We start from the raw sequence: 19793 nt of genomic DNA, 5'->3' as shown, positions 1-19793 counted from the left end.
TTATAAAATATCAAATTTAACAAAAAAAATAAAATTTATTTAGCTTCTTTTATAACTATTTTATTTCCTTCGACAAGAATAACTTTAATTTTTACTCCTTTGTTTATAAATTCTCCTTCCGTTATAGCGTCATATTTTTTGCCGTTTATTATAATATTTCCCGAAGGTCTTAAAAATGTGTCTGTTATTCCTTCGCATCCAAGCAAATCGTCATAAGAAACGCTTGAATAATATCCCGCCGTGTCAGTGTCTAAAGCTATTTTACTTTTGAAACCTTTTGATTTTAAAATAAATCTCGCTAAAATAATTATAAGAATAATATCGGCAATAAGAGAAACAAAAACTACAAAAGTCGCTTGAGCTATATTGTTTATTCCAAAAGACATAAATATTCCCGCGACTATTCCTAATATTCCAAGTATTCCCGTAATTCCAAAACCTGGAATAACAAATATTTCAATCGCCAAAAGAACTATTCCAAGCAAAAATATCGCGGGAGATAAAAAACCGCTATCGCCAACGAAAATTTGAGCGAAGAAAAATATTGAAAACGCGATTATTGAAATTACGCCGCCAATTCCAAATCCTGGAGTTTTTAATTCAATGTAAACGCCTATAATTCCTATCGATATTAACGCGCTTAAAACCGCGGGATTTATTAAAAATCTTAATATATAATCGTATTTTTCTTCTTCGACATTTTTTATAGTAGAGTTTTCGGATAGATTTCTTAATTTAATTATTTCGATTATTGAATTTGCTTTTGCATCGGCTATATTTACTTTTAAGGCTTCTTCAAGACTTAAAGTTAGTAAAGTTTTATCGTCTAAATCTATTCCGTCTTTTGATTTAGTTAAAATAATAGTTTCATCAACCATAGCTTCTGCTGCTCTAACATTCTTTTTGCTTCTCTCTGCAGACGAACGCATCGCTGCTCGCATCGCGCTTATTTCCTTTTCGCTCGCTTTTTCAATATTTCCGCCTTTCATATAAACGGGAGTAGCAGCTCCTATAATGCTTCCGTCAGACATATAAATCGCTTCGCAACTTAAAGATATTAAAGCGCCCGCAGATAATGCATTTTTATTTATATACGCTACAACGGGAATATCGCTTTCTATTATATAATTTTTTATAGATAAAGCGGAAGATAATAATCCGCCTGGCGTATCTAATTCTAATATTATTAAACTCGCTCCTTCGTCAGACGCTTTTTTAATAGCTTTTTTTATATAAGCTGCATACCATCTATTTATCTCTTGAAATTCTAATTTTTTAATAACATAAACTTTAGCGTTATCTTGACAGTAAATATTTTTTGAAATAAAAAATATAAAAATTAGTATAAATATAATAAATATTTTTTTATTGTTCATAAACTTTTTTAAAACTTTCCCATATAGATTTTATTTTTATTATATATTAGAATTTAAATATAATAAATATGTTTTATAAAAAACTCAAATTATCAAATCGAATTTATTAATAAATTTTATAAATAATCAATTTAAATACTTGATTTTTATCTTTCATATAATATAATATATACAAATAAAATTAATTTATAAGCCGAGATGGCGAAATTGGTAGACGCGTCAGACTCAAAATCTGATTGGGGCAACTCAGTGAGGGTTCGATTCCCTCTCTCGGTATATTTTATTATTGGGTTATGTTTATGAAAAGTCCTGTCATAGTCGTAGACGATGATAACAGAGCCACTAAAATAAAGGCTTTTTTAGAAAGTTGTTCCGTAGATGTTTTTACGGCGGAAAATCTTTACGAATTAATGGGAAAAATTTACAAACATAATATAAAAACTTTAATTTTTAATCCTCATTTAGTTTGGGTTAATGTTATTGAGTTTATAGTCGAATTAGAAAAAAGAAAAGAACTTAAAGAATATAAAATATTTTTTCTATGCGATAATATAGACAAAGAAATCAAAGAAAAAGCTAAAGAATTAAATATAACATGTTTAGATTATCCCGCTAATATGAATAAAATTATAAATTATATAGAAAACGATTAAATCTCAAACCTTATAAAAAAAGTGCTTCCTTCTCCAATAATCGATTCTACGGAAATATATCCTTTATGTTCCATAATAATTTTTTCGGTTGTAGCGAGTCCTATTCCTGTGCCTTTCGATTTTGAAGTAAAATAAGGCTCAAAAATTCTTTTTATATTATTATTTTCTATTCCAATTCCCGTGTCGGTTATGCTTACCGTAAAAAATTCTTTATAGTCGATTATTTCATGATAAGAAGACAAATATATTATAGATTCTATATTATTATTTTCCATAGCTTCTATTGAATTTTTAATTAAATTTCTAAAAGACATAATAAGTTTATCTCTATCCATATTTAAAGAATAATCATGCTTCGTTAAAGAAACTTTAAATTTTATATTTGGAATATTTTTAAAAGAATCCAACACTTCTAAAATTACTTCATTAATAGATTCTTTTTTATCAGAAATTTTAATTGCAAATGAAAATTCAGAAAAAGATTTTATCAAATTTGAAATTGAGTTTGCATTTTTTATTATAATAGTTGTAGAATTTTTTATTTTTTCTATATCCTTGTCGGACATATTATTTTTTAAATTTCTTTCTATAATTTCGGCGTTCATTACTATAGGCATTAGAGGATTTTTAATTTCATGAGCGACTTTAATCGCAGCTTCTCTCCAAGTTTCTAATCTCAATCTCGTATTTTCTCTATCTCTATGATATTTTAAAGCTCTCGCCATAATATTGAATCTGTATATAAGATTTCTCAAATCATGAATTCCCGAAAATTTCATGTCGATGTCAAAGTCGGCGTTTATTATAGAATTTGTAGCTTTCAAAAGAAGACTTATCGGTTTATATATTAATCGCGCTAAAATTATTCCAAATATTATTGAGAAAAATGTCGATATTCCCAAAACGAAAATATATAAAAGTTTTAATATAATTGAAAATTCATTTAAAAACATACTTGCCGAACTGTAAAGCCTAAAAGATTCCAAAGCGTTATTTCTAATCTCTATATAATTTGAAGACATAGGCTCGGACCATATTACATAATTATTTGCCATAGAAAGCGGAATAATTGCATTAACATAAAATAAATCTTTATATTCGCTATTTATAAATATAACTTCATCGGTATATAATCTAGAATTTACATCCAAAGGCAGAAAATCGGCGGTATTAAATAATATAGAACTTTGTCCGTAATAAGAATTAGACAGAAAAGTTATATTTTGAAAATTATAATAATTTTTAATCATATCGTTTAATCTATTATAATTATTAAAATTATTAGTCGGATTTACAAAATCAATATATTTATAAATATTATTAAAATAATTTCTACCGACATTCGACAAAACCGAAAGCATACTATTTTGTTTATTTATAATTTCGTTATTCGACATATCTATAACATTGTATATAGAATTATTGATATCGCTATTTATAAAAAGATTAATATTCGATTTGATAATATAAGAAGAAATATAACTTATAATGAAACTCGGAAGAATTGTAATTAAAGCCATAATTATAACGATAACCAATTTTATATGCGAGCCTTCTTTTTTTTTGAAAGCTTCAAGTATAAATTTAATTATTGTAATAATTCCGACAAAAATGCTCGTTGATGGAATAAATAATATTAAAAATAAATTTAAAGGATTAGTATTCGGTTCGTATAAAAAATTTGTTATAAAAGCAGAAGCTATAATATCAAGTATTATAAATATAGATATTACGCTTAAATATATCAAACCATAGCGATTTTTTATTTTTAAAAATAAATTATTTTCCATAATTAATTATTTTATTATATTTTTTAATTCAAAATTCATATCGTTCATATTTTTTAATTGAAAAGAATTAATTCCCAATTTTATCGCGGCGTTAACATTATCTAAATTATCGTCTATAAATAAACATTCTTCCGCTTTTAAATTAAATCTATTTAATAATAATTTATATATTTCCTCGTTTGGCTTTATCATTTTCTCGTAAGCGGAAACTATTCCTCCAATGCAAGTTTTCTCAAAAAAATCGGTTTTTTCTCTTAAGCATTTAAAAGTTTCGACTGTCATATTTGACAAATAATAAATATTATATCCTCTCTCTTTATATTCTTTTAAAATATTTATATTATTATGATGCATATTAAGACATAAAGTTAAAGAACTGTCGAAAAGTTTATTTAAAATATCTTTATATTTTGGAAATACCGATAAAAAATAATTTCTGCCATCTTCAAAAGATAAATCGCCCTTGTCTAAAAGTCTCCAATTATCGCTTGCAAAAACCAAATTAAAAAATTTTTCTTTGTCTTCGGCTTCAATATTTTTGTCGATAAATCCCGAAGTGTCGAATTCAAAAAGAACATTTCCAATATCCGAAATAATATTTTTTATCATAAAATTAAATTCCTTAAATTAAATCGAATTAAATATTTTTTTATTTTGATTATTATATTTTTATATTATAGAAAAAACAAGCTGTTTTGTAGAAAGATTTGATTGTTTATTTATTATTGATGTATAAATTAAAAATTCCTGCTCTTTTTATAAAAAAGAACTAAAAAATTTATAATTGTTATTTTCATTAATTATGATAAAATTAATAAATAATAAATTGAATAAAATTTAAAAATTAGGAAATAAAATTTTGGCTAAAGTATTAGGACAAAGCGTCCCGTTAAAAATAATGTCGGGAATTTATAAAAGCGGAAGACTTCATCATGCATATTTATTTTATGGCGAAGAAGGAATCGGGAAATTTGAAAGCGCCTTAAATTATGCGAAAGCGATTTTATGCGAAAGAGAAAACGGAACTTATTGCGGAGAATGCGAGTCGTGCAAAATGATTGACAGATATAAACATCCCGATGTAATAGTAGCGGGAACTGACGAAAGATTTAGAAATGCAGAAATATATTTTAATCAATATTTGGAATATAAATTGCCTTATTTGTTTAACGATTTTTATACAGCCTGCCGTTCGATTTTGTATAAAGTGGAATCTATGATTTTTGATAGCTATGATAATTATCCTGCAAGCGAACCTAAAGAATATATGCTTGGGCAGAAAAAAGATACTTCTAGATTTTCTTTAATCGAACCTTATTATTTAGCCGTTAATTATACTTTAAATGAACTTAACGAAGATAATATTGAATTTATAGATTCTATATTTAGAGGAAAATCTAAAGAAGCAATTGATATTGTAAAAAATAAGGGAAATAAAAAGAAATGCGTTATAGAAGGAAATTTTTTTGACGCATTAAAAAAGATTCATTATAATATAATTCACACGGTTATTCCTCTTGATACGGTTAGAAATATTATAGAAATGACTTACAGAAAAACAAGATACGGAAAGAAAAGAATTATTATTATAGAAGGCATAGAACTAATGGATAAGCGAGCGCCGAATATATTTTTAAGAACTTTAGAAGAGCCTTCGGATAATAATATTTTTATTTTAATCGCATCCGATACGAATAAATTAACTCAAGACGGAATGAAACCTTTAATGTCGAGGATGATGGAATTAAAATTTTCTCCTTTGTCTGAAAATACTTTAAGAGAGATTTTAATGAAAAGGCTAAAATTTGACGAGGAAAAAACCGCCCTTGCATTGCAATATTCTTACGGAAGTGTGGCAAAATCTATAAAATATACTCTTGACAAAAAATCGAATTCAAGCGATAATATACGAGAAGTTTTATTATCTTTCATAGAGGCTATTTTTAATAATAACGCTTCTAAAATATCGGCGATAATGACTTTATTAATTGAAGGAAATTACGATATTATAGAAACGATAAAAGAGATAATAAATATTTTAAAAAAGTCTCTTGAAGATAAATATCTTGAAGTCGAAGATAGAAATTATATATTTCCAAATTCGATTTCGGATAAAAGCGTAATATGGGTAATTGACGAATTGGATTTAGCGGTTAATACTCTGATAAATACCAACTCTCAACCTAAAATGGCGCTTTATAAAACTTTAAGCAATATTTATATATGGTTGCATAATTATTAAAAATTTTAAAAACAGGAGTTATACATGAAAAAAATATTTCTTGTATTAGTTGTAACAATTTTGGCTATAGTTTCGGTATATGCTCAAAACAATACCAATACTACCGACCAAAATAAGCAAACGGAAAACGCGGAAACCGAAGAAACGAGCGAAGAGACTGCGGATAATGTCGAAGGAATTTCTTCATTTGCACCTTCTTTTAGGGATTTGAGGAATACGGACGACCAGGCTCTTGACAGAAGTTATAATCTTCTTCAAACAAATTTAGGCATATTGAAAGACGATTATTTGTTTAGAATACTTTATAAGGCTAATAAAATATTGGAAGATTATACAAATGTAAAATTTACGGACACAAACGAAATGTTTTATAATGCCGTATATTATTACGATTTAGTTGCAAGACCTATAGCCAACGATAATAATGTCGATTTGGCTTTAAGAGAGCTTTACAAATGTTTCAGATTATACGATGAAGTAAAACCCGTATATGAAATTTTAGGGAAGACAAATGAAATTGCTCAAGCCGATTATGAATTAAATTTATACGGAGGCATTTTGAATTTGTTTAAAGGCTCTCATCATTATTATGCCGTAAGCAGAAATTATTTAACAAAAGCCGTTGATAATATAAATAAAAGCGGTTCTACAAATACTACTAATTTGATTATGTTAAATACTTATTTGGCTGGAGTTAATTATAAATTGGCTACGGAAAATCAGTCGAGCGATGTTAGAAAGGTTTATTATTTAAATGAAATGTTTAATAATCTTTGGGATTTAACGACTTTAAAAACCGAAGATGAAACTATAAGAGACGCTAAATATAAACTTTTATTAACGAGATATCATAAAATATTATATACTACTTCCGAAAGATTTAGAGGTATATATTCAAAATATTATGACGAATTAGGCTTTACTTACGGAGATACGGAAAGCGAAATAATGGGCAGAGAGGTTATGCCTGTTTATAAAGACGAAGAGAGCGAAAATTCCGAAGGTAGCGAAGAAGAATAATTAATTTAGATTTTTTGGTTCATTAGATAAATTCCTTTGAAAAGGGGCATGCCAATTAATTTTGGTATGCCCTGATTTATAATTAGTAATATTTATTAATAAGTTAAAAATATCATTTAATAAATACTTGACATAAATTTAAAATAATATAAACTATTATAAAATTAATTTTAAATTCATTTATGAAGGAGATAAAAATATGTTTGAATTAATTAAATTACCTTATGGCAAAGAAGATTTAGCGCCTTATATGTCTTCAAATACTTTAGATTTTCATCATGGAAAACATTTAAACGCTTATGTAACCGCCGTTAATGATTTTGTTTCCAAAGATAAATCATTGGAAGGAAAAAGCATAGAAGAGTTAATACTTCTTTCCCATAATAACGCCGATAAACAAGGCTTATTTAATAACGCGGGACAGGTTTATAATCATGAAGAGTTTTTTAAAGTTTTGAAAAAATCTGAAAAACCAAGCATTCCGTCAGAATTAGAATCAAAAATAAAATCCGATTTTGGCTCTTTTGACGCATTTAAAGAAGCTTTCACTACGGCGGGAAAAACTCAATTTGGTTCGGGATGGGCTTGGCTCGTTTTGGCTAATGGAAAATTGGAAGTTAGAAAATATCCTAACGCTATGAATCCTATCGCGGATAAAGTTCATGGTTTGCTTACTTGCGATGTATGGGAACATGCTTATTATTTGGATTATCAAAACAGACGCCCAGATTTTCTAAATACTTTTGTTGACCATTTGGTAAATTGGGAATATGTTGCAGAAAAATTAAAAAATGCAAAATAAAATAAATATTTTTACAGTTTAATATTTGTTTTATAAAATTAATTATTAAGGAGAAGTTAAATGAAGGACTTAAAAGGAACAAAAACGGAAAAGAATTTAAATGACGCTTTTGCGGGCGAATCTATGGCAAGGAATAAATATACTTATTTCGCAAGCGTTGCCAGAAACGAAGGCTACGAACAAATAGCGGCAATATTTCTTGAAACCGCCGAAAACGAAAGAGAGCATGCAAAAATACATTTCAAATATCTTAACGGCATAGGAGACACGCTTGCAAATTTGCAATCCGCTTGGGAAGGCGAAAATTACGAATACGAAACGATGTATCCTCAAATGGCTAAAGAAGCCAGCGAAGAAGGTTTTGACGATGTCGCTCGTTCAATGAAATTAATTGGCGATGTTGAAAAAGAACATAGAGAAAGATACGCTAAATTAAGAGAAGCGGTTAAAAGCGGAACGGTTTTCAAAAGAAACACAAAAGTTCAATGGAAATGTAGAAATTGCGGCTATATTTTTGAAGGCGAATCCGCTCCAGAAGTTTGTCCAGCTTGTAAGCATGCAAAAAAATTCTTTGAAGTTAGAGTTGAAAATTATTGATAATTATTAATTAAAGCAAATTTATTTAAGGGGGGCTTTAAAACCCTCCTTTTATTTTTATATTTTTTTAATTTAAATTTAATAAAACATTTTTGGATTTTTAAAATCTTCTTTCAAAGTTCTTATAACTTCCTCGTCATCTTCTTCCGATATTTTTAATTCGTCTTCAAGAGTTTTTAATTGAGAGTCAATTTCTTTGTCTATATTAAATTTATCGTCTTTAAGAAGAGCGTTCTTTGTTTCTTCTTCATTTTTTTCATCGTCTCTATTTGTAATAAAGTTCATGAGCAATGTGTTAAAAATGGTGAAATTATTATTTAATCTGTTTGTCATATTATAAAATCTATCCTTATTTTCAATAATTTGAGTCGAAATCGAATTTAATGAAGTAAGCGAATCATTAACCTCGTTTACCTCCATACTATTAGCTTCTACTATATTTACAACCTCTTTATTTATTTTATCTAATAAAGTAATTTGAATATCTACCGCATCTCCGCTATTAATCTGTTCTTTTACGCTATCTTTAACTCCCGAAGTTGTCGCGTTCAATTTTGTAATAGTTTCAAGTATATCTTTACCGCCTATTTCAAGCTCGCTATTTGCCGTATTTATTTCGGAAACTATTCTCGATGCGCTTTCCGATATGCTAACTATATTGCTTAAAGATTGTCCGCTATTATTTGCAAGCTCAACGCTCTCTTCAATTCTTCTTGTAATTTCTTTAATGATTGTAGTTATAGATTTTGTATTTTCCGCAGTATGTTCGGCTAAAGACCTTATTTCATCAGCGATAACGGAAAATCCTCTTCCCATCTCGCCCGCATGCGAAGCCTCTATAGAAGCGTTCATAGCCAAAAGGTTAGTTTGCTCCGCGATATTTTGAATAATGTTTATAATATTTTTTATTTGCTCGCTGCTCGCTTCAACATTTCTAATTGATTCTATAACCTCTTCTACTATATCGGCTCCATCTCCCGCTTCAACCAAAAGCTTTTTAAATAAAGCGTCAGCATTGCTCGTGCTTTTTGCAATACTCGTAATATTTGAAATCATCTCTTCAACGGATGCGGAAGTTTGCTCAACAGAAGAGGATTGCATTTCTATATTATTGTTAATTCTATAAACGGTTTGCAATAATTCATCAACTGCAACGGATGCGGAAGAAAACGCCGTTCTCTGTTGTTCGGTTGAACTTGTAATATTTTTTATAGAAGCTATTATAGATTGAATATTTTCTACGCTTTTTTTAATGCTTTCCGTTTGAATATTTACGCTGTTAGAATTTTCAGTCATAATTTTTTCTACATTATTTATATCGTTAATCAAATTTTCGCTTTTTAATTTCAAATTATCTATAATTAATTCCAAGTCGTTAATAAATAAATTAAAATTATAAACCAAAAGCCCAATTTCATCGTTATTCTTACACATTATTCTTTTTCTTAAATCTCTATTTTGTTCTCTAAGCTCTACCGTAGAAGCGTTAGTGGTTTTTATCGGAGTAAAAGTAAGACGCAAAATAAGAATATAAACAGAAGACAATATAGAATAGCCTATAAAAAATACTATTATAAATAGAGTTATAGTTTTTTCTATATTTGAATATTTTATTATAGAATTTATATCTTTATAAAATACGATTACAGAATCCAAATCTTTCATATAAAACATAATAGCTACGGTTTTTTCGTTATTCATATCAAACATTGGAGTTATAAAAGAAGGCTTATCGTTTAATTGATTTTCAAATTCCATTATATATTTAGAAAAATTCTCGCTTGAGCCTAAAATATTTAATACATTTTGATTCAAAAATCTTCTATCTTTAGCATAAACTATATTTTTATTATTTAATTTATAATTAATATAATTCCAAGAAGAGAGAGAAGGATTGCTTTCTATATATTTAAAATATTCCATTATATCCGCATTCGCTATTATATGTCCAAGCTGTCTATCATTTAATTCCAAAGGATAATAAGAAGATACCGAAATATCGCCTTCGTTATTATAAGAAATTATAGAATAAAAATCATTGCTTTTTATAAGAGTAGTTGAAGGAAAATTATAACTTGTCGCCGTTGAATATACATTATTCGTATTTCTTAATATAGACAACGAAGCGGGAGAATTATTTGTTAAAAATTCTCTGTTTATATTTATAGAAACAGATTTATAATTATTGCTTAAATTATAATCTAAATATTGAATTCTATTATTTATATAAGTTCTTAAAGAGTTTATATCTAATTGATTTTGATTTAAATTATTTTTTACTATTCTATCATAAACTTTCAAATCTAAAAATGCGTTTTTGTAAGTTTGATTTATATGACTATTTACGCCTATAATTTCGCTTAAAGTTTCATCGCTATTTAAGTTTAAAAATGCCTCTTCTCTTATTCTTACATAATTTAAAATTAAAACAAAAACAACGCTTGAAAAGAAAAAGAAAATCGTATAAAGAACTTTAAAAGTTAACGAAAGATAAAAAACGGTAACGCTCTCTTCCAAATCGCTTTTATGCGAAATTATTCTAAATACTAAAGCGTATAAAGAATTAATAGCGCCGCTTGAAAGCAAGCAGGCAAAAACAGCCGCTAAAGAAGTATATATATAAATATTCGGATTTAGAAAAGCGAATATTGTTATTTCTATTATACTTCCCGATACTGCAGAAGTTGAAAATATTTTAGTCACTTTGTCGGCAAGTTTTATTTTTTCCCCTTTTGCCCATTGATTACAGTATCTTAAGAATAATATAAAAGCTATTATTGCAAAAACTATTTTGACTCCGTAAAAAGGAAATGCATGTTTATCGTATAATGAAAACCATAAAAACAAATACCATAATATCAAGTCTAATAATATATATATGCCTATAATCTGAATCTTCAAAGAAAGAATCAGTTTTTTCTTGGATTTATTTAAAGCCATAGTATCCTCGTAATCAGAATTATTTATATGCTATTATATATTATCGTAAATTTTTTATCAAAATATTAATAAGGAATTCTATATTATTTTTTATTATTTATTAACGAAATTTTTAAACTCTTCCAACTTCGTTTACGACTCTTCCTATTAAAGTATCATGAGTCGCTATCGATTTTGAGTTTAATTCATAAGCTCTTTGAACTTCTATCATTCTAACCATTTCATTAATAGGATTAACATTGCTCATTTCTAAAAATCTTGATAAAACTTTCGGGCGGTCAATTCCTTTTTGCGCTATATACGCGGGTCCGCTAATTTGAGTATCAACCCAAAAAGATTCTCCTTCTTTTTTTAAATATCTTTCGTTTTCAAATCTAACTATTTTTAAAGTGTCTAAAATTTCTTCGTCTTTCCATTCGTTTTGAGTCATTTGAACGAAATCATCATTATTTTGATATCTTTTATTAACGCTTACTCTTCCCTCTTCGTCTATAACATAATTATTAGTTTTTATTTGTATATAACCGTTTTCTCCCATTACTTTATAACCATGTTTCGTCACCAAATAATTATCTTTATCGATAAGAAAGCTTCCGTTTCTTGTATATCTTTCGCCATTAGGAGTTTCTATTGCAAAAAAACCTTTATCGCTTAAAGCAATATCGAGTTGGTTTCCCGTTTCTCTTAAAGAGCCTTGTTCCCATTCCGTAAAAACTTCATTAACTTCAACGCCCGTTCCCATTCTTCCAACATAAGGTCTTATATCTGTAGAACCTAAAGGAAATATAACAACTCCATCGTCTTCCGTTCTTGCAGCCATCATTTCAGGAAAAGCCTTAAAAGTCGCCGTATCTCTTTTAAATCCTGGCTTATCTACATTAGCCAAATTATTTGCGACAACATCCAATCTCTCTTGTTGCGCTATCATTCCGCTTGCTCCCGTGTAAACTCCTCGAACCATAATTTTCTCTCCTTAATTAAAATAAAATTATAAAATATCGTCTTTTTCTTTTTTTGTATTTATATTAATATTATTTAATTTATTTTCTAAACTCTCATATCCTCTTTCAATATGATATATTCTATGAAGATTAGTAATTCCTTCGGCTATAGCTCCCGCAGCAACCAAAGCCGCTCCCGCTCTCAAATCGCTTGCTTGAATATCCGCTCCCGATAATTTTTTTCCGCCATTAATAATTATACTCGCTTCTTTCTCTTCTATATCCGCTCCCATACGAATCAATTCTGGGACATTGCTAAATCTGTCGGGATAAATTGTTTCTTTTATATAGCTTTTTCCATTAATAGCGCATGCTAAAGTCGTAAAAATTGCCTGTAAATCTGTAGGAAATCCAGGATAAGGCATAGTTTCTATAACAAAAGGTTTTAATTCTCTATTTGTCGCGTCAATTTCAATAGTATCGTCCGTAGTTTTAATATCGCAACCTATAGAAGTTAATAAATCTAATACACAAGTTAAATGTTTATGATTAGTTTTTTCTAATTTTAATTTTCCTCTTCCTGCAGCCGCTATTGCCAAAAAAGTTCCCGTTTCTATCCTGTCGGGTATAACTTCAAATTCAGCTCCATGCAATTTATCGACTCCATCTATAGTTAAAGTTGAAGTTCCTATTCCTTCAATTTTAGCTCCCATAGATAAAAGAAGTTCAGCCAAATTTACGCATTCAGGCTCTCTTGCTGCATCATTTATTATAGTTCTGCCTTTTGCTAAAGTTGCAGCCATCATAACATTATCAGTTCCAAGCACGGTTGGTCCATTTTTTCCCGATAAAGTTATTTCGTTTCCTTTAAGTCTATCTTTTACCGAAGCGTTTATATAACCGCCCGATAAATTTATTTCAGCTCCCAACATTTCCATGCCTTTCAAATGTAAGTCTATCGGTCTTGGTCCAAAAGCGCAACCTCCAGGATAAGAAACTCGGCAATGTTTTCTTTTCGCAAGCAAAGGTCCCAAAACTATTATTGAGCCTCTCATTTTTTTTACTAATTTATAAGGCGCTTCATCGCTTTTACCATTTTGAGATATTATAATCGTAGTGTTATTTTTAAAATCGACTTTTTTACCCAAAGGTTCTAATATATTTATAAGAACATGAACATCTACTAAATCGGGCACATTATGCAAAGTTATAGGCTCGTCCGTTAAAATAGACGCTACCAAAAGAGGAAGCGAAGCGTTTTTTGAGCCTGAAATTTTAACCGTCCCTGATATATTTTTTGAACCTTCTATAACATACTTAAACATATTTTACATTAATACCGCCTGTTTATTTATATTCGGTATATTGAAAAAATGCTTAATTAATTTAATTTTTCGATTTTATTTATCGTTAAAAATGTATTAAATGTAGTATAATTGTATTTATATTTAATTTACAATGCCTAATTTATGTAAATTTTATTTATAAACTCTTTACAAAATAATTACAATATGTTATAATTATAATATAAATAAAACTTCATTAAAATTTTAAGGAGGCAAAAAAATGAAGAAAATTTATGCTATAATATTAACTTTTATAATCGCTATTAATTTATACTGTTTCGATTTAATAGAAGACACTTTTGATTTTATATTTGACGATTTGGCTCAATTAATCGGAATAGCCGTAATAATAGCGGCGGTAATATTTTTTGTTAGAAAATATTTGAATAAAAAAAATTCCGATAAAGGCAATTAATATTTTTTAAGGACGATTAATTTGAAAAAGATAATTTTAAATAGTTTAATTTTTTTATTTATAGTTTCTATAAAACTATATTGTTTTGACGATATTCTTGAAGATATATTTGACGACTTTGAAGATTTATTTAAAATTGTAGGAATAATAGCTATGATTATAGCCGTTATGTATTTTGTAAAAAAATTTATAAGAGACGACAATAATTTAAATAACAAAAACGAAAATAGAGAATATAAAATAAACTATGATAAAAAAGAAAATAAAGAATTCAAAATAATAGAATATGATAGAAAAGATATTAATATTAAAAAAGACGAGTATGACGATTAATTTTATTTTTTAAGGAGGTTCTATGAAAAATAATATTATAACAAATTCAAAAAAGTCTAAAAAGTTTTTATTGATTTTTGGAATAATAGCCGTAATAGGATTATTATTTTTAGTCTTAATCTATTTTAGCGGAAGTTTACCGACAAATTATATTTTGTATAAAATAGTTGACGACTTTGACGATATTGTAGAAACTTTATTTGAATTGGCATTAACTGTCGCTGTTATAGTTTTTTTAATCGTATTTTTCAAAAAGATATGGAATAAACTATAATTTATTTTAAATTAAATTTTAAAACGAAAGATTAGCTTTTATTATTTATTATTAAATTTATTAAAAGTTATTCTTTCGTTTAATTTTTTTTATTATTAAATTATTCGGTTTTTTGAAAGGCTATTCTCTCTCCGCCATTTCTTCTTATTTTTATTATTCCGCATTTTATATAACCTTCTTTTTGAAGTAATTTTTGCATCGGAATATTATATTTTCCCGTGTCTATTCTTATATTTTTAAATTTATCAAAACAGAATCTCATACAAAATCCGCCGACTCCTTTTTGATTGCTCATTACGGCTATTCTATGAATAACGGCGTATTCTCTATCGTTAAGCCAATTTCCTTCGTAAATTTCGTTATAATCTTCTTCAATTCCGACATAAAAACAAAAATAACCGACTATATTATTTTCATTGTCTAAACAAACATAGCCGATTGAATTTTTAATATCTTCTTCTATAAGACTTGTTGGCGGATGATTATCTCCCCATTGATTAGGATTATTATTTTCTTTCATATAATTTCTTGCATGCTCAAATATTTTTACAATACTGTCTAAATTATTTAATTCTGCTTTTCTTATTATCATAAAAGATAAAATCCTTACATACCAAAAATATACAAAATATAAAAGATAAAGCTATAATCATAAATCTAACTCCTTATTAATGCTTCTATTAATAAGATAAGAAATTATTTTATATAGTCAAGCATAAATTTATTAAAATAATTAATTCTTCAAAAAATTCTTTATATATTTTGTCTGCTCATCGTTTTTTATCAAAAAAGCGTCATGCCCGTAATTTGATTTTATCTCATGATATTCCGTTTCTATATTTGAATAATTATAAGCTTCTTCTATATCTAAAGATTGCGAACTTGGATAAAGCCAATCGGATATAAAAGAAATTATAAGAACTTTTTTAAGAGCAATATTTTTTTTAGTTTTTATTTTTTTAATATCTTCTTTTATGTCGAAAAAATCCATCGCTTTAGTGAGATATAAAAAACTATTAGCGTCAAATCTTGAAGTAAATTTTTCGCCGTTATAATGCAAATAATTTTCAACTTCAAAAGAAGGCGTAAAATATTTTAAAGATTTTTTTCTTTTTCTTCCAAATTTTTCTCTCATATATTCTTCGCTCATATAAGTTATATGCCCGAGCATTCTTGCCAAAGCGAGTCCTTTATCTGGAGATGACATTCCATAATATTTTCCGCCATACCATTCGTTATCTTCCGTTATTGCCTGACGCGCTATTTCATTTAAAGCTATTTGCATAGGCGAATGCGACATAGAGCTTGCTATTATAATTGCCTTGTCAAGCATATTAGGATAATCTGCAGTCCATTGTAAAACTTGCATACCGCCCATAGAACCTCCGACTACGCAATATAATTTTTTTATTCCCAAATAATCTATAAGAATTTTTTGAACTTTCACAATATCTTTAATAGTGAAAGTTGGAAAATCCGTTCCATAATAAGAATTGCCATTTGATTTTTTAGAAGAAGGTCCCGTAGTTCCCGAGCATCCTCCCAAAACATTTGAACATATAACGAAATATTTATTTATATCTATCGCTTTATTTTTTCCTACAAAATTACTCCACCATAGAGAGACATTCGAGTCGCCCGTAAAAGCATGACAAATAAGAATAGCGTTATCTTTTTTTACATTTAATCTTCCGTTAATCGTGTAGGCTATTTTTAAATTATCTATAGTCTCTCCGTTTTCAAATTTGAAAGTTTTATTCGTATCGAAAAATTTAACTTCGGGTATTTTTTGTTTTATACTCATTTTAATAAATCTCCTCTAATAATAAAATTTTAAAATAAAAAAGCCGCCAAAAAATTTGACGGCTGAAATTATAAAATAAAAATAAACTATACTATGCAGCCGTCCTCAAATCGCATTTGCATCATAGAAAAATGATTTCTTGAAATTCGATTATTTACGAAAGCCGTTTTATTCAATTTATTCTCCTAAAAAAAATTTATTTTAATTAATTGGAACTATTATAAACAAAATAAAATAATTGTCAATAGCGTATATATTTTTTTTAATATATTTTTTTATTAATCGCTTAAAATATTTTTTAGGTTGAAAAAATAACACAATTTTATTGCTTTTTTTCAATTCGATTGTTATAATATAGCAATTAATAAATAGGAAAAAATTTATATATGTATATAAAGAATCTTAATTTGCATGGATTCAAATCATTTGCTATAGAAACGAATATAGAATTCAACGAAGGCGTTACGGTTGTTCTAGGTCCAAACGGAATAGGAAAAAGCAATATTGTTGAAGCTTTTTTATGGGTTATGGGCGAACAGTCGGCAAGCAGATTGAGAATGGACGCTTCAAAAGGGCTTGAAAGCGTTATATTTCATGGAACGGATACAAGAAAACCATCTTCGCTCGCTCAAATAACTTTAACTTTAGACAATAAAAATAAATGGATAAAGAAATACGATAAAGAAGAGATTACGGTAACAAGAAAATATTATAGAAAAGGTTTGTCGGAATATTATATAAATGACGAACAGGTTAGATTAAAAGATATAGTCGATATGTTTTTAGATACGGGACTTGGAAAAAACGCGTATTCCGTTATTAAACAAGGAACTGTATCGGAAATTGCTAAACAAAAACCCGAAGAGAGAAGAAGCATAATAGAAAATGCGGCGGGAATAAGTAAGTATCTTGAAAGAAGAAGAGAAGCTACAAAAAAATTAGAAGAGTCGGAAAGAAATCTTGATAATGTAAAAATAGAAATTAAAAACGCCGAAAAATATTACAAATCTTTAAAAGAGCAAGCCGCTAGAACTGAAAGATATTATTCTTTAATTGACGAAAGAAAAAAAATAAGCATTAGCATAAATGTAAATCAAGTAAAAAAATCAAAAATTAATCTTGAAGAGCTGATAAAAAATTTGGAAGAATTAAATAATAAAAAAATAGAATTAGAAAAAGAATTAAAAGAATTAGACAATCAAAAACAAATGGAACTTCTTAAATTTGAAGAGACAAGAAATTTATCAATAGAATTAGATAAACAAGTTTCTCTAATAGACAAAGAACTTATTCATATAGAGAAAATGTCTAATCAATTAAAAATTCAATTAGAAAATAAAGATAAAGAAAAAGAAGAAAATATTAACAGAAAAAATATTTTGGATAAAAGAATTGAAGAAAATAAAAATCAAGTAAAAGAATTGGAAGAAGATATAAAAAATATTATTGAAAATATAGAAAGAGCATTAAAAGAATTGGAAGAGGAAGAAAATAATATAGCCAACGAACAAAATAAAATTGCAAGCCTTAACGATGAAATTGCCGCATTAACTCAAAACAATCAAAACGCTAATTTGAAAATATCGGATGCTCGCGAAAGACAACTTGAAGCGATAAATAAAATAATAACCGAAATAGACGAAAAGAAAAAAGATATAATGGGAAATAGTTTTTATCAAAATATTGGAAAGCATGAAAGTGATATTGATATTGGATTTAATAATTTATTAAACGCGATAGATTCTAAAATGAATTCTATAAAAGAATTTGAAGAATATAATATATTGAATAATTTTAACGAACTTAATTTTCATTCTATTTCGGGTTTTATAGAAAAATTAAAAGATAGTTTGGATAATGAAAAAAATGACGCTTTATTTTTGCAAGGAATATTTAAAGAATATACTAAAATAAAAAATCCTTTCTTTGATTTGCTTTTTGATAAAGAAGGCGCTTATATGCAAAAAGAAAATATAGATAAAGAAATTGCCGAACTTGAAAATCATATTAAAAATAATAACGATAAAATTGAAGAGATTAATAATCAAATAAAAATATCTACGGAAAATATAAATAGAGCGAACTCAAATTTAACTACTTTAACGGTTGAAAAAGCAAAATACGAAACCAATAAAAAAGCGATTGAAGAGAGAAAAGAGATAATAATAAAAAATATAAAATTGATTGAGGAAGAAGTTTTATCTCATAATGAAAAATTTAATAAACTTGAAGAAGATTATAAAAACCTTAACGAAGAGTTTAAACAGAATAATATTAATTTTAAAGAGCTTGAAAAGAAAAAATCTCAAATGGAAAGCGAATCGAGAAGCAAAGCGAACGAGATAAAAAAAGCGGAATCTACTTTATCTAATTTTGAAGCGAGTCATTCTAAAAGAGTAAAGAGATTAAACGAAGTTAATGACAATATCGCTAGAATAAGCGAGAGAATAAATCAAACTAACGAAAAAATAAACGATATATATAATCATTTTTACGAAAATTACGCGCTTAACTTAAAAGATTTTGAAAACGAAACTCATAATTTAATTGACGAAGAAACTTTTAAAAATAAATTAAACGCGGTAAACGATAAAATAAAAAATTTAGGGCATATAAACGAAATGGCTTTAGACGAATATCAAGAGGCAAAAAATCGATTTGAATTTTTAAGCAAACAAAAAGAAGATTTGGAAAAGTCTAAAGAAGAAATTTTAAAAATTATTTTTGACGCCAATAAAAAAGCGGGAGAAGATTTCTTAAAAACATTTAACGAAATAAATAAAAAATTTTCCGAAACTTTTAGAATATTATTCGGCGGCGGAAACGCTGGCTTAAAAATACAAAATGAAGAAGATTTATTAAATAGTCCTATCGATATATTCGCTCAACCGCCTGGCAAAAAAATGGAAAATATAGTTTCTTATTCTGGAGGCGAGCTTACAATGACGGGCTTGGCTTTGGTTTTTGCAATTTTTTTATATCGTCCTTCGCCTTTTTGCATATTAGACGAAGTTGACGCCGCATTAGACGGAGCAAATATTATAAGATTTAAAAATATGGTTAAGGGATTGTCAAATAAAACTCAATTTTTAATAATTACGCATAATGAAGTATCGGCGACTATAGCGGATGCATATTACGGAATAACCGCCGAAGAAAAAGGCGTTTCAAAAATATTTACGGTTAAAGTCGATAAAGACGGAACTATTAACGGAAGTAAAGATAAAGTTGTTTCTGAAAATTAAATTTAAATAAAAAAT

The 19793-nt window shown here is 27.5% G+C and carries 17 protein-coding genes and 1 tRNA gene; 10 read left to right on the top strand and 8 right to left on the bottom strand.

Features of this window, described 5'->3' with window-relative positions; translation table 11 throughout:
• Positions 1–35: 35 nt before the first annotated feature.
• Positions 36–1376: an NfeD family protein gene (locus EPJ79_RS07935; RefSeq protein WP_147527095.1), complete on the bottom strand. Its 1341-nt coding sequence runs from the start codon at positions 1374–1376 to the stop codon at positions 36–38.
• Positions 1377–1568: 192 nt separating this feature from the next.
• On the opposite strand from EPJ79_RS07935, the gene EPJ79_RS07930 reads away from it, so the two are divergent.
• Positions 1569–1652, top strand: a tRNA-Leu gene (locus tag EPJ79_RS07930).
• Between the two features lie 23 nt (positions 1653–1675).
• Complete coding sequence (locus EPJ79_RS07925; protein WP_147739079.1) at positions 1676–2029, top strand: response regulator; 354 nt, start codon at positions 1676–1678, stop codon at positions 2027–2029.
• On the opposite strand, the gene EPJ79_RS07920 is transcribed toward EPJ79_RS07925, so the two are convergent.
• Both EPJ79_RS07920 and EPJ79_RS07915 read right to left on the bottom strand, forming a co-directional pair.
• The gene (locus EPJ79_RS07920) at positions 2026–3819 is read right to left on the bottom strand and encodes a sensor histidine kinase (RefSeq protein ID WP_147739078.1); all 1794 of its coding nucleotides are present in this window, start codon (positions 3817–3819) and stop codon (positions 2026–2028) included. The genes EPJ79_RS07925 and EPJ79_RS07920 overlap by 4 nt on opposite strands.
• Before the next feature lie 6 nt (positions 3820–3825).
• Positions 3826–4428: an HAD family hydrolase gene (locus tag EPJ79_RS07915; RefSeq protein ID WP_147739077.1), complete on the bottom strand. Its 603-nt coding sequence runs from the start codon at positions 4426–4428 to the stop codon at positions 3826–3828.
• Between the two features lie 250 nt (positions 4429–4678).
• On the opposite strand from EPJ79_RS07915, the gene EPJ79_RS07910 reads away from it, so the two are divergent.
• The 4 genes from EPJ79_RS07910 to rbr all read left to right on the top strand — a co-directional run bounded on the left by EPJ79_RS07910 (position 4679) and on the right by rbr (position 8480).
• Positions 4679–6061, top strand: coding sequence for a DNA polymerase III subunit delta' (locus EPJ79_RS07910; protein WP_147739076.1), 1383 nt, complete (start codon positions 4679–4681; stop codon positions 6059–6061).
• A gap of 24 nt (positions 6062–6085) precedes the next feature.
• Complete coding sequence (locus EPJ79_RS07905; RefSeq protein ID WP_147527339.1) at positions 6086–7081, top strand: hypothetical protein; 996 nt, start codon at positions 6086–6088, stop codon at positions 7079–7081.
• A 199-nt stretch (positions 7082–7280) separates the two neighbouring features.
• Positions 7281–7883 carry a superoxide dismutase gene (locus EPJ79_RS07900; protein ID WP_021958400.1) on the top strand — a complete coding sequence of 201 codons (603 nt, stop codon included), beginning with the start codon at positions 7281–7283 and terminating at the stop codon, positions 7881–7883.
• 60 nt (positions 7884–7943) lie between these two features.
• Positions 7944–8480: a rubrerythrin gene (gene rbr / locus EPJ79_RS07895; RefSeq protein WP_021958401.1), complete on the top strand. Its 537-nt coding sequence runs from the start codon at positions 7944–7946 to the stop codon at positions 8478–8480.
• Positions 8481–8558: 78 nt separating this feature from the next.
• Here the strand turns inward: rbr and EPJ79_RS07890 are convergent, their stop codons facing one another.
• The 3 genes from EPJ79_RS07890 to murA all read right to left on the bottom strand — a co-directional run bounded on the left by EPJ79_RS07890 (position 8559) and on the right by murA (position 13686).
• A complete protein-coding gene (locus EPJ79_RS07890) occupies positions 8559–11420 on the bottom strand; it encodes a methyl-accepting chemotaxis protein (RefSeq protein ID WP_147739075.1) in 2862 nt (953 codons plus the stop codon).
• A 112-nt stretch (positions 11421–11532) separates the two neighbouring features.
• Positions 11533–12381: a flagellar basal-body rod protein FlgF gene (gene flgF, locus EPJ79_RS07885; protein WP_147526403.1), complete on the bottom strand. Its 849-nt coding sequence runs from the start codon at positions 12379–12381 to the stop codon at positions 11533–11535.
• Between the two features lie 27 nt (positions 12382–12408).
• The gene (gene murA / locus EPJ79_RS07880; protein ID WP_147739074.1) at positions 12409–13686 is read right to left on the bottom strand and encodes a UDP-N-acetylglucosamine 1-carboxyvinyltransferase; all 1278 of its coding nucleotides are present in this window, start codon (positions 13684–13686) and stop codon (positions 12409–12411) included.
• Between the two features lie 241 nt (positions 13687–13927).
• Between murA and EPJ79_RS07875 the strand changes: the two genes are divergently transcribed.
• The 3 genes from EPJ79_RS07875 to EPJ79_RS07865 are packed head-to-tail and all read left to right on the top strand — an operon-like array spanning position 13928 to position 14729.
• Entirely contained in the window at positions 13928–14122 is a 195-nt protein-coding gene (locus EPJ79_RS07875; RefSeq protein ID WP_147561546.1) for a hypothetical protein, read from the top strand.
• Between the two features lie 21 nt (positions 14123–14143).
• Positions 14144–14455, top strand: coding sequence for a hypothetical protein (locus EPJ79_RS11760; protein ID WP_199750875.1), 312 nt, complete (start codon positions 14144–14146; stop codon positions 14453–14455).
• Positions 14456–14477: 22 nt separating this feature from the next.
• Positions 14478–14729, top strand: a complete 252-nt coding sequence (locus tag EPJ79_RS07865; RefSeq protein ID WP_147739073.1) for a hypothetical protein — start codon at positions 14478–14480, stop codon at positions 14727–14729.
• Between the two features lie 100 nt (positions 14730–14829).
• Here EPJ79_RS07865 and EPJ79_RS07860 read toward each other — a convergent pair whose 3' ends face one another.
• Complete coding sequence (locus tag EPJ79_RS07860) at positions 14830–15321, bottom strand: GNAT family N-acetyltransferase (RefSeq protein ID WP_147545995.1); 492 nt, start codon at positions 15319–15321, stop codon at positions 14830–14832.
• Positions 15322–15462: 141 nt separating this feature from the next.
• Entirely contained in the window at positions 15463–16533 is a 1071-nt protein-coding gene (gene metX / locus EPJ79_RS07855) for a homoserine O-acetyltransferase MetX (RefSeq protein WP_147739072.1), read from the bottom strand.
• A 386-nt stretch (positions 16534–16919) separates the two neighbouring features.
• On the opposite strand from metX, the gene EPJ79_RS07850 reads away from it, so the two are divergent.
• Positions 16920–19778: a chromosome segregation SMC family protein gene (locus EPJ79_RS07850; protein ID WP_147739071.1), complete on the top strand. Its 2859-nt coding sequence runs from the start codon at positions 16920–16922 to the stop codon at positions 19776–19778.
• Positions 19779–19793 lie beyond the last annotated feature (15 nt).

Source organism: Brachyspira aalborgi (genome assembly GCF_008016455.1).
GTDB lineage: Bacteria > Spirochaetota > Brachyspiria > Brachyspirales > Brachyspiraceae > Brachyspira > Brachyspira aalborgi.
The sequence above is the reverse complement of the archived record's forward strand: the minus strand, read 5'-3'. Positions and strand labels throughout refer to the sequence as shown.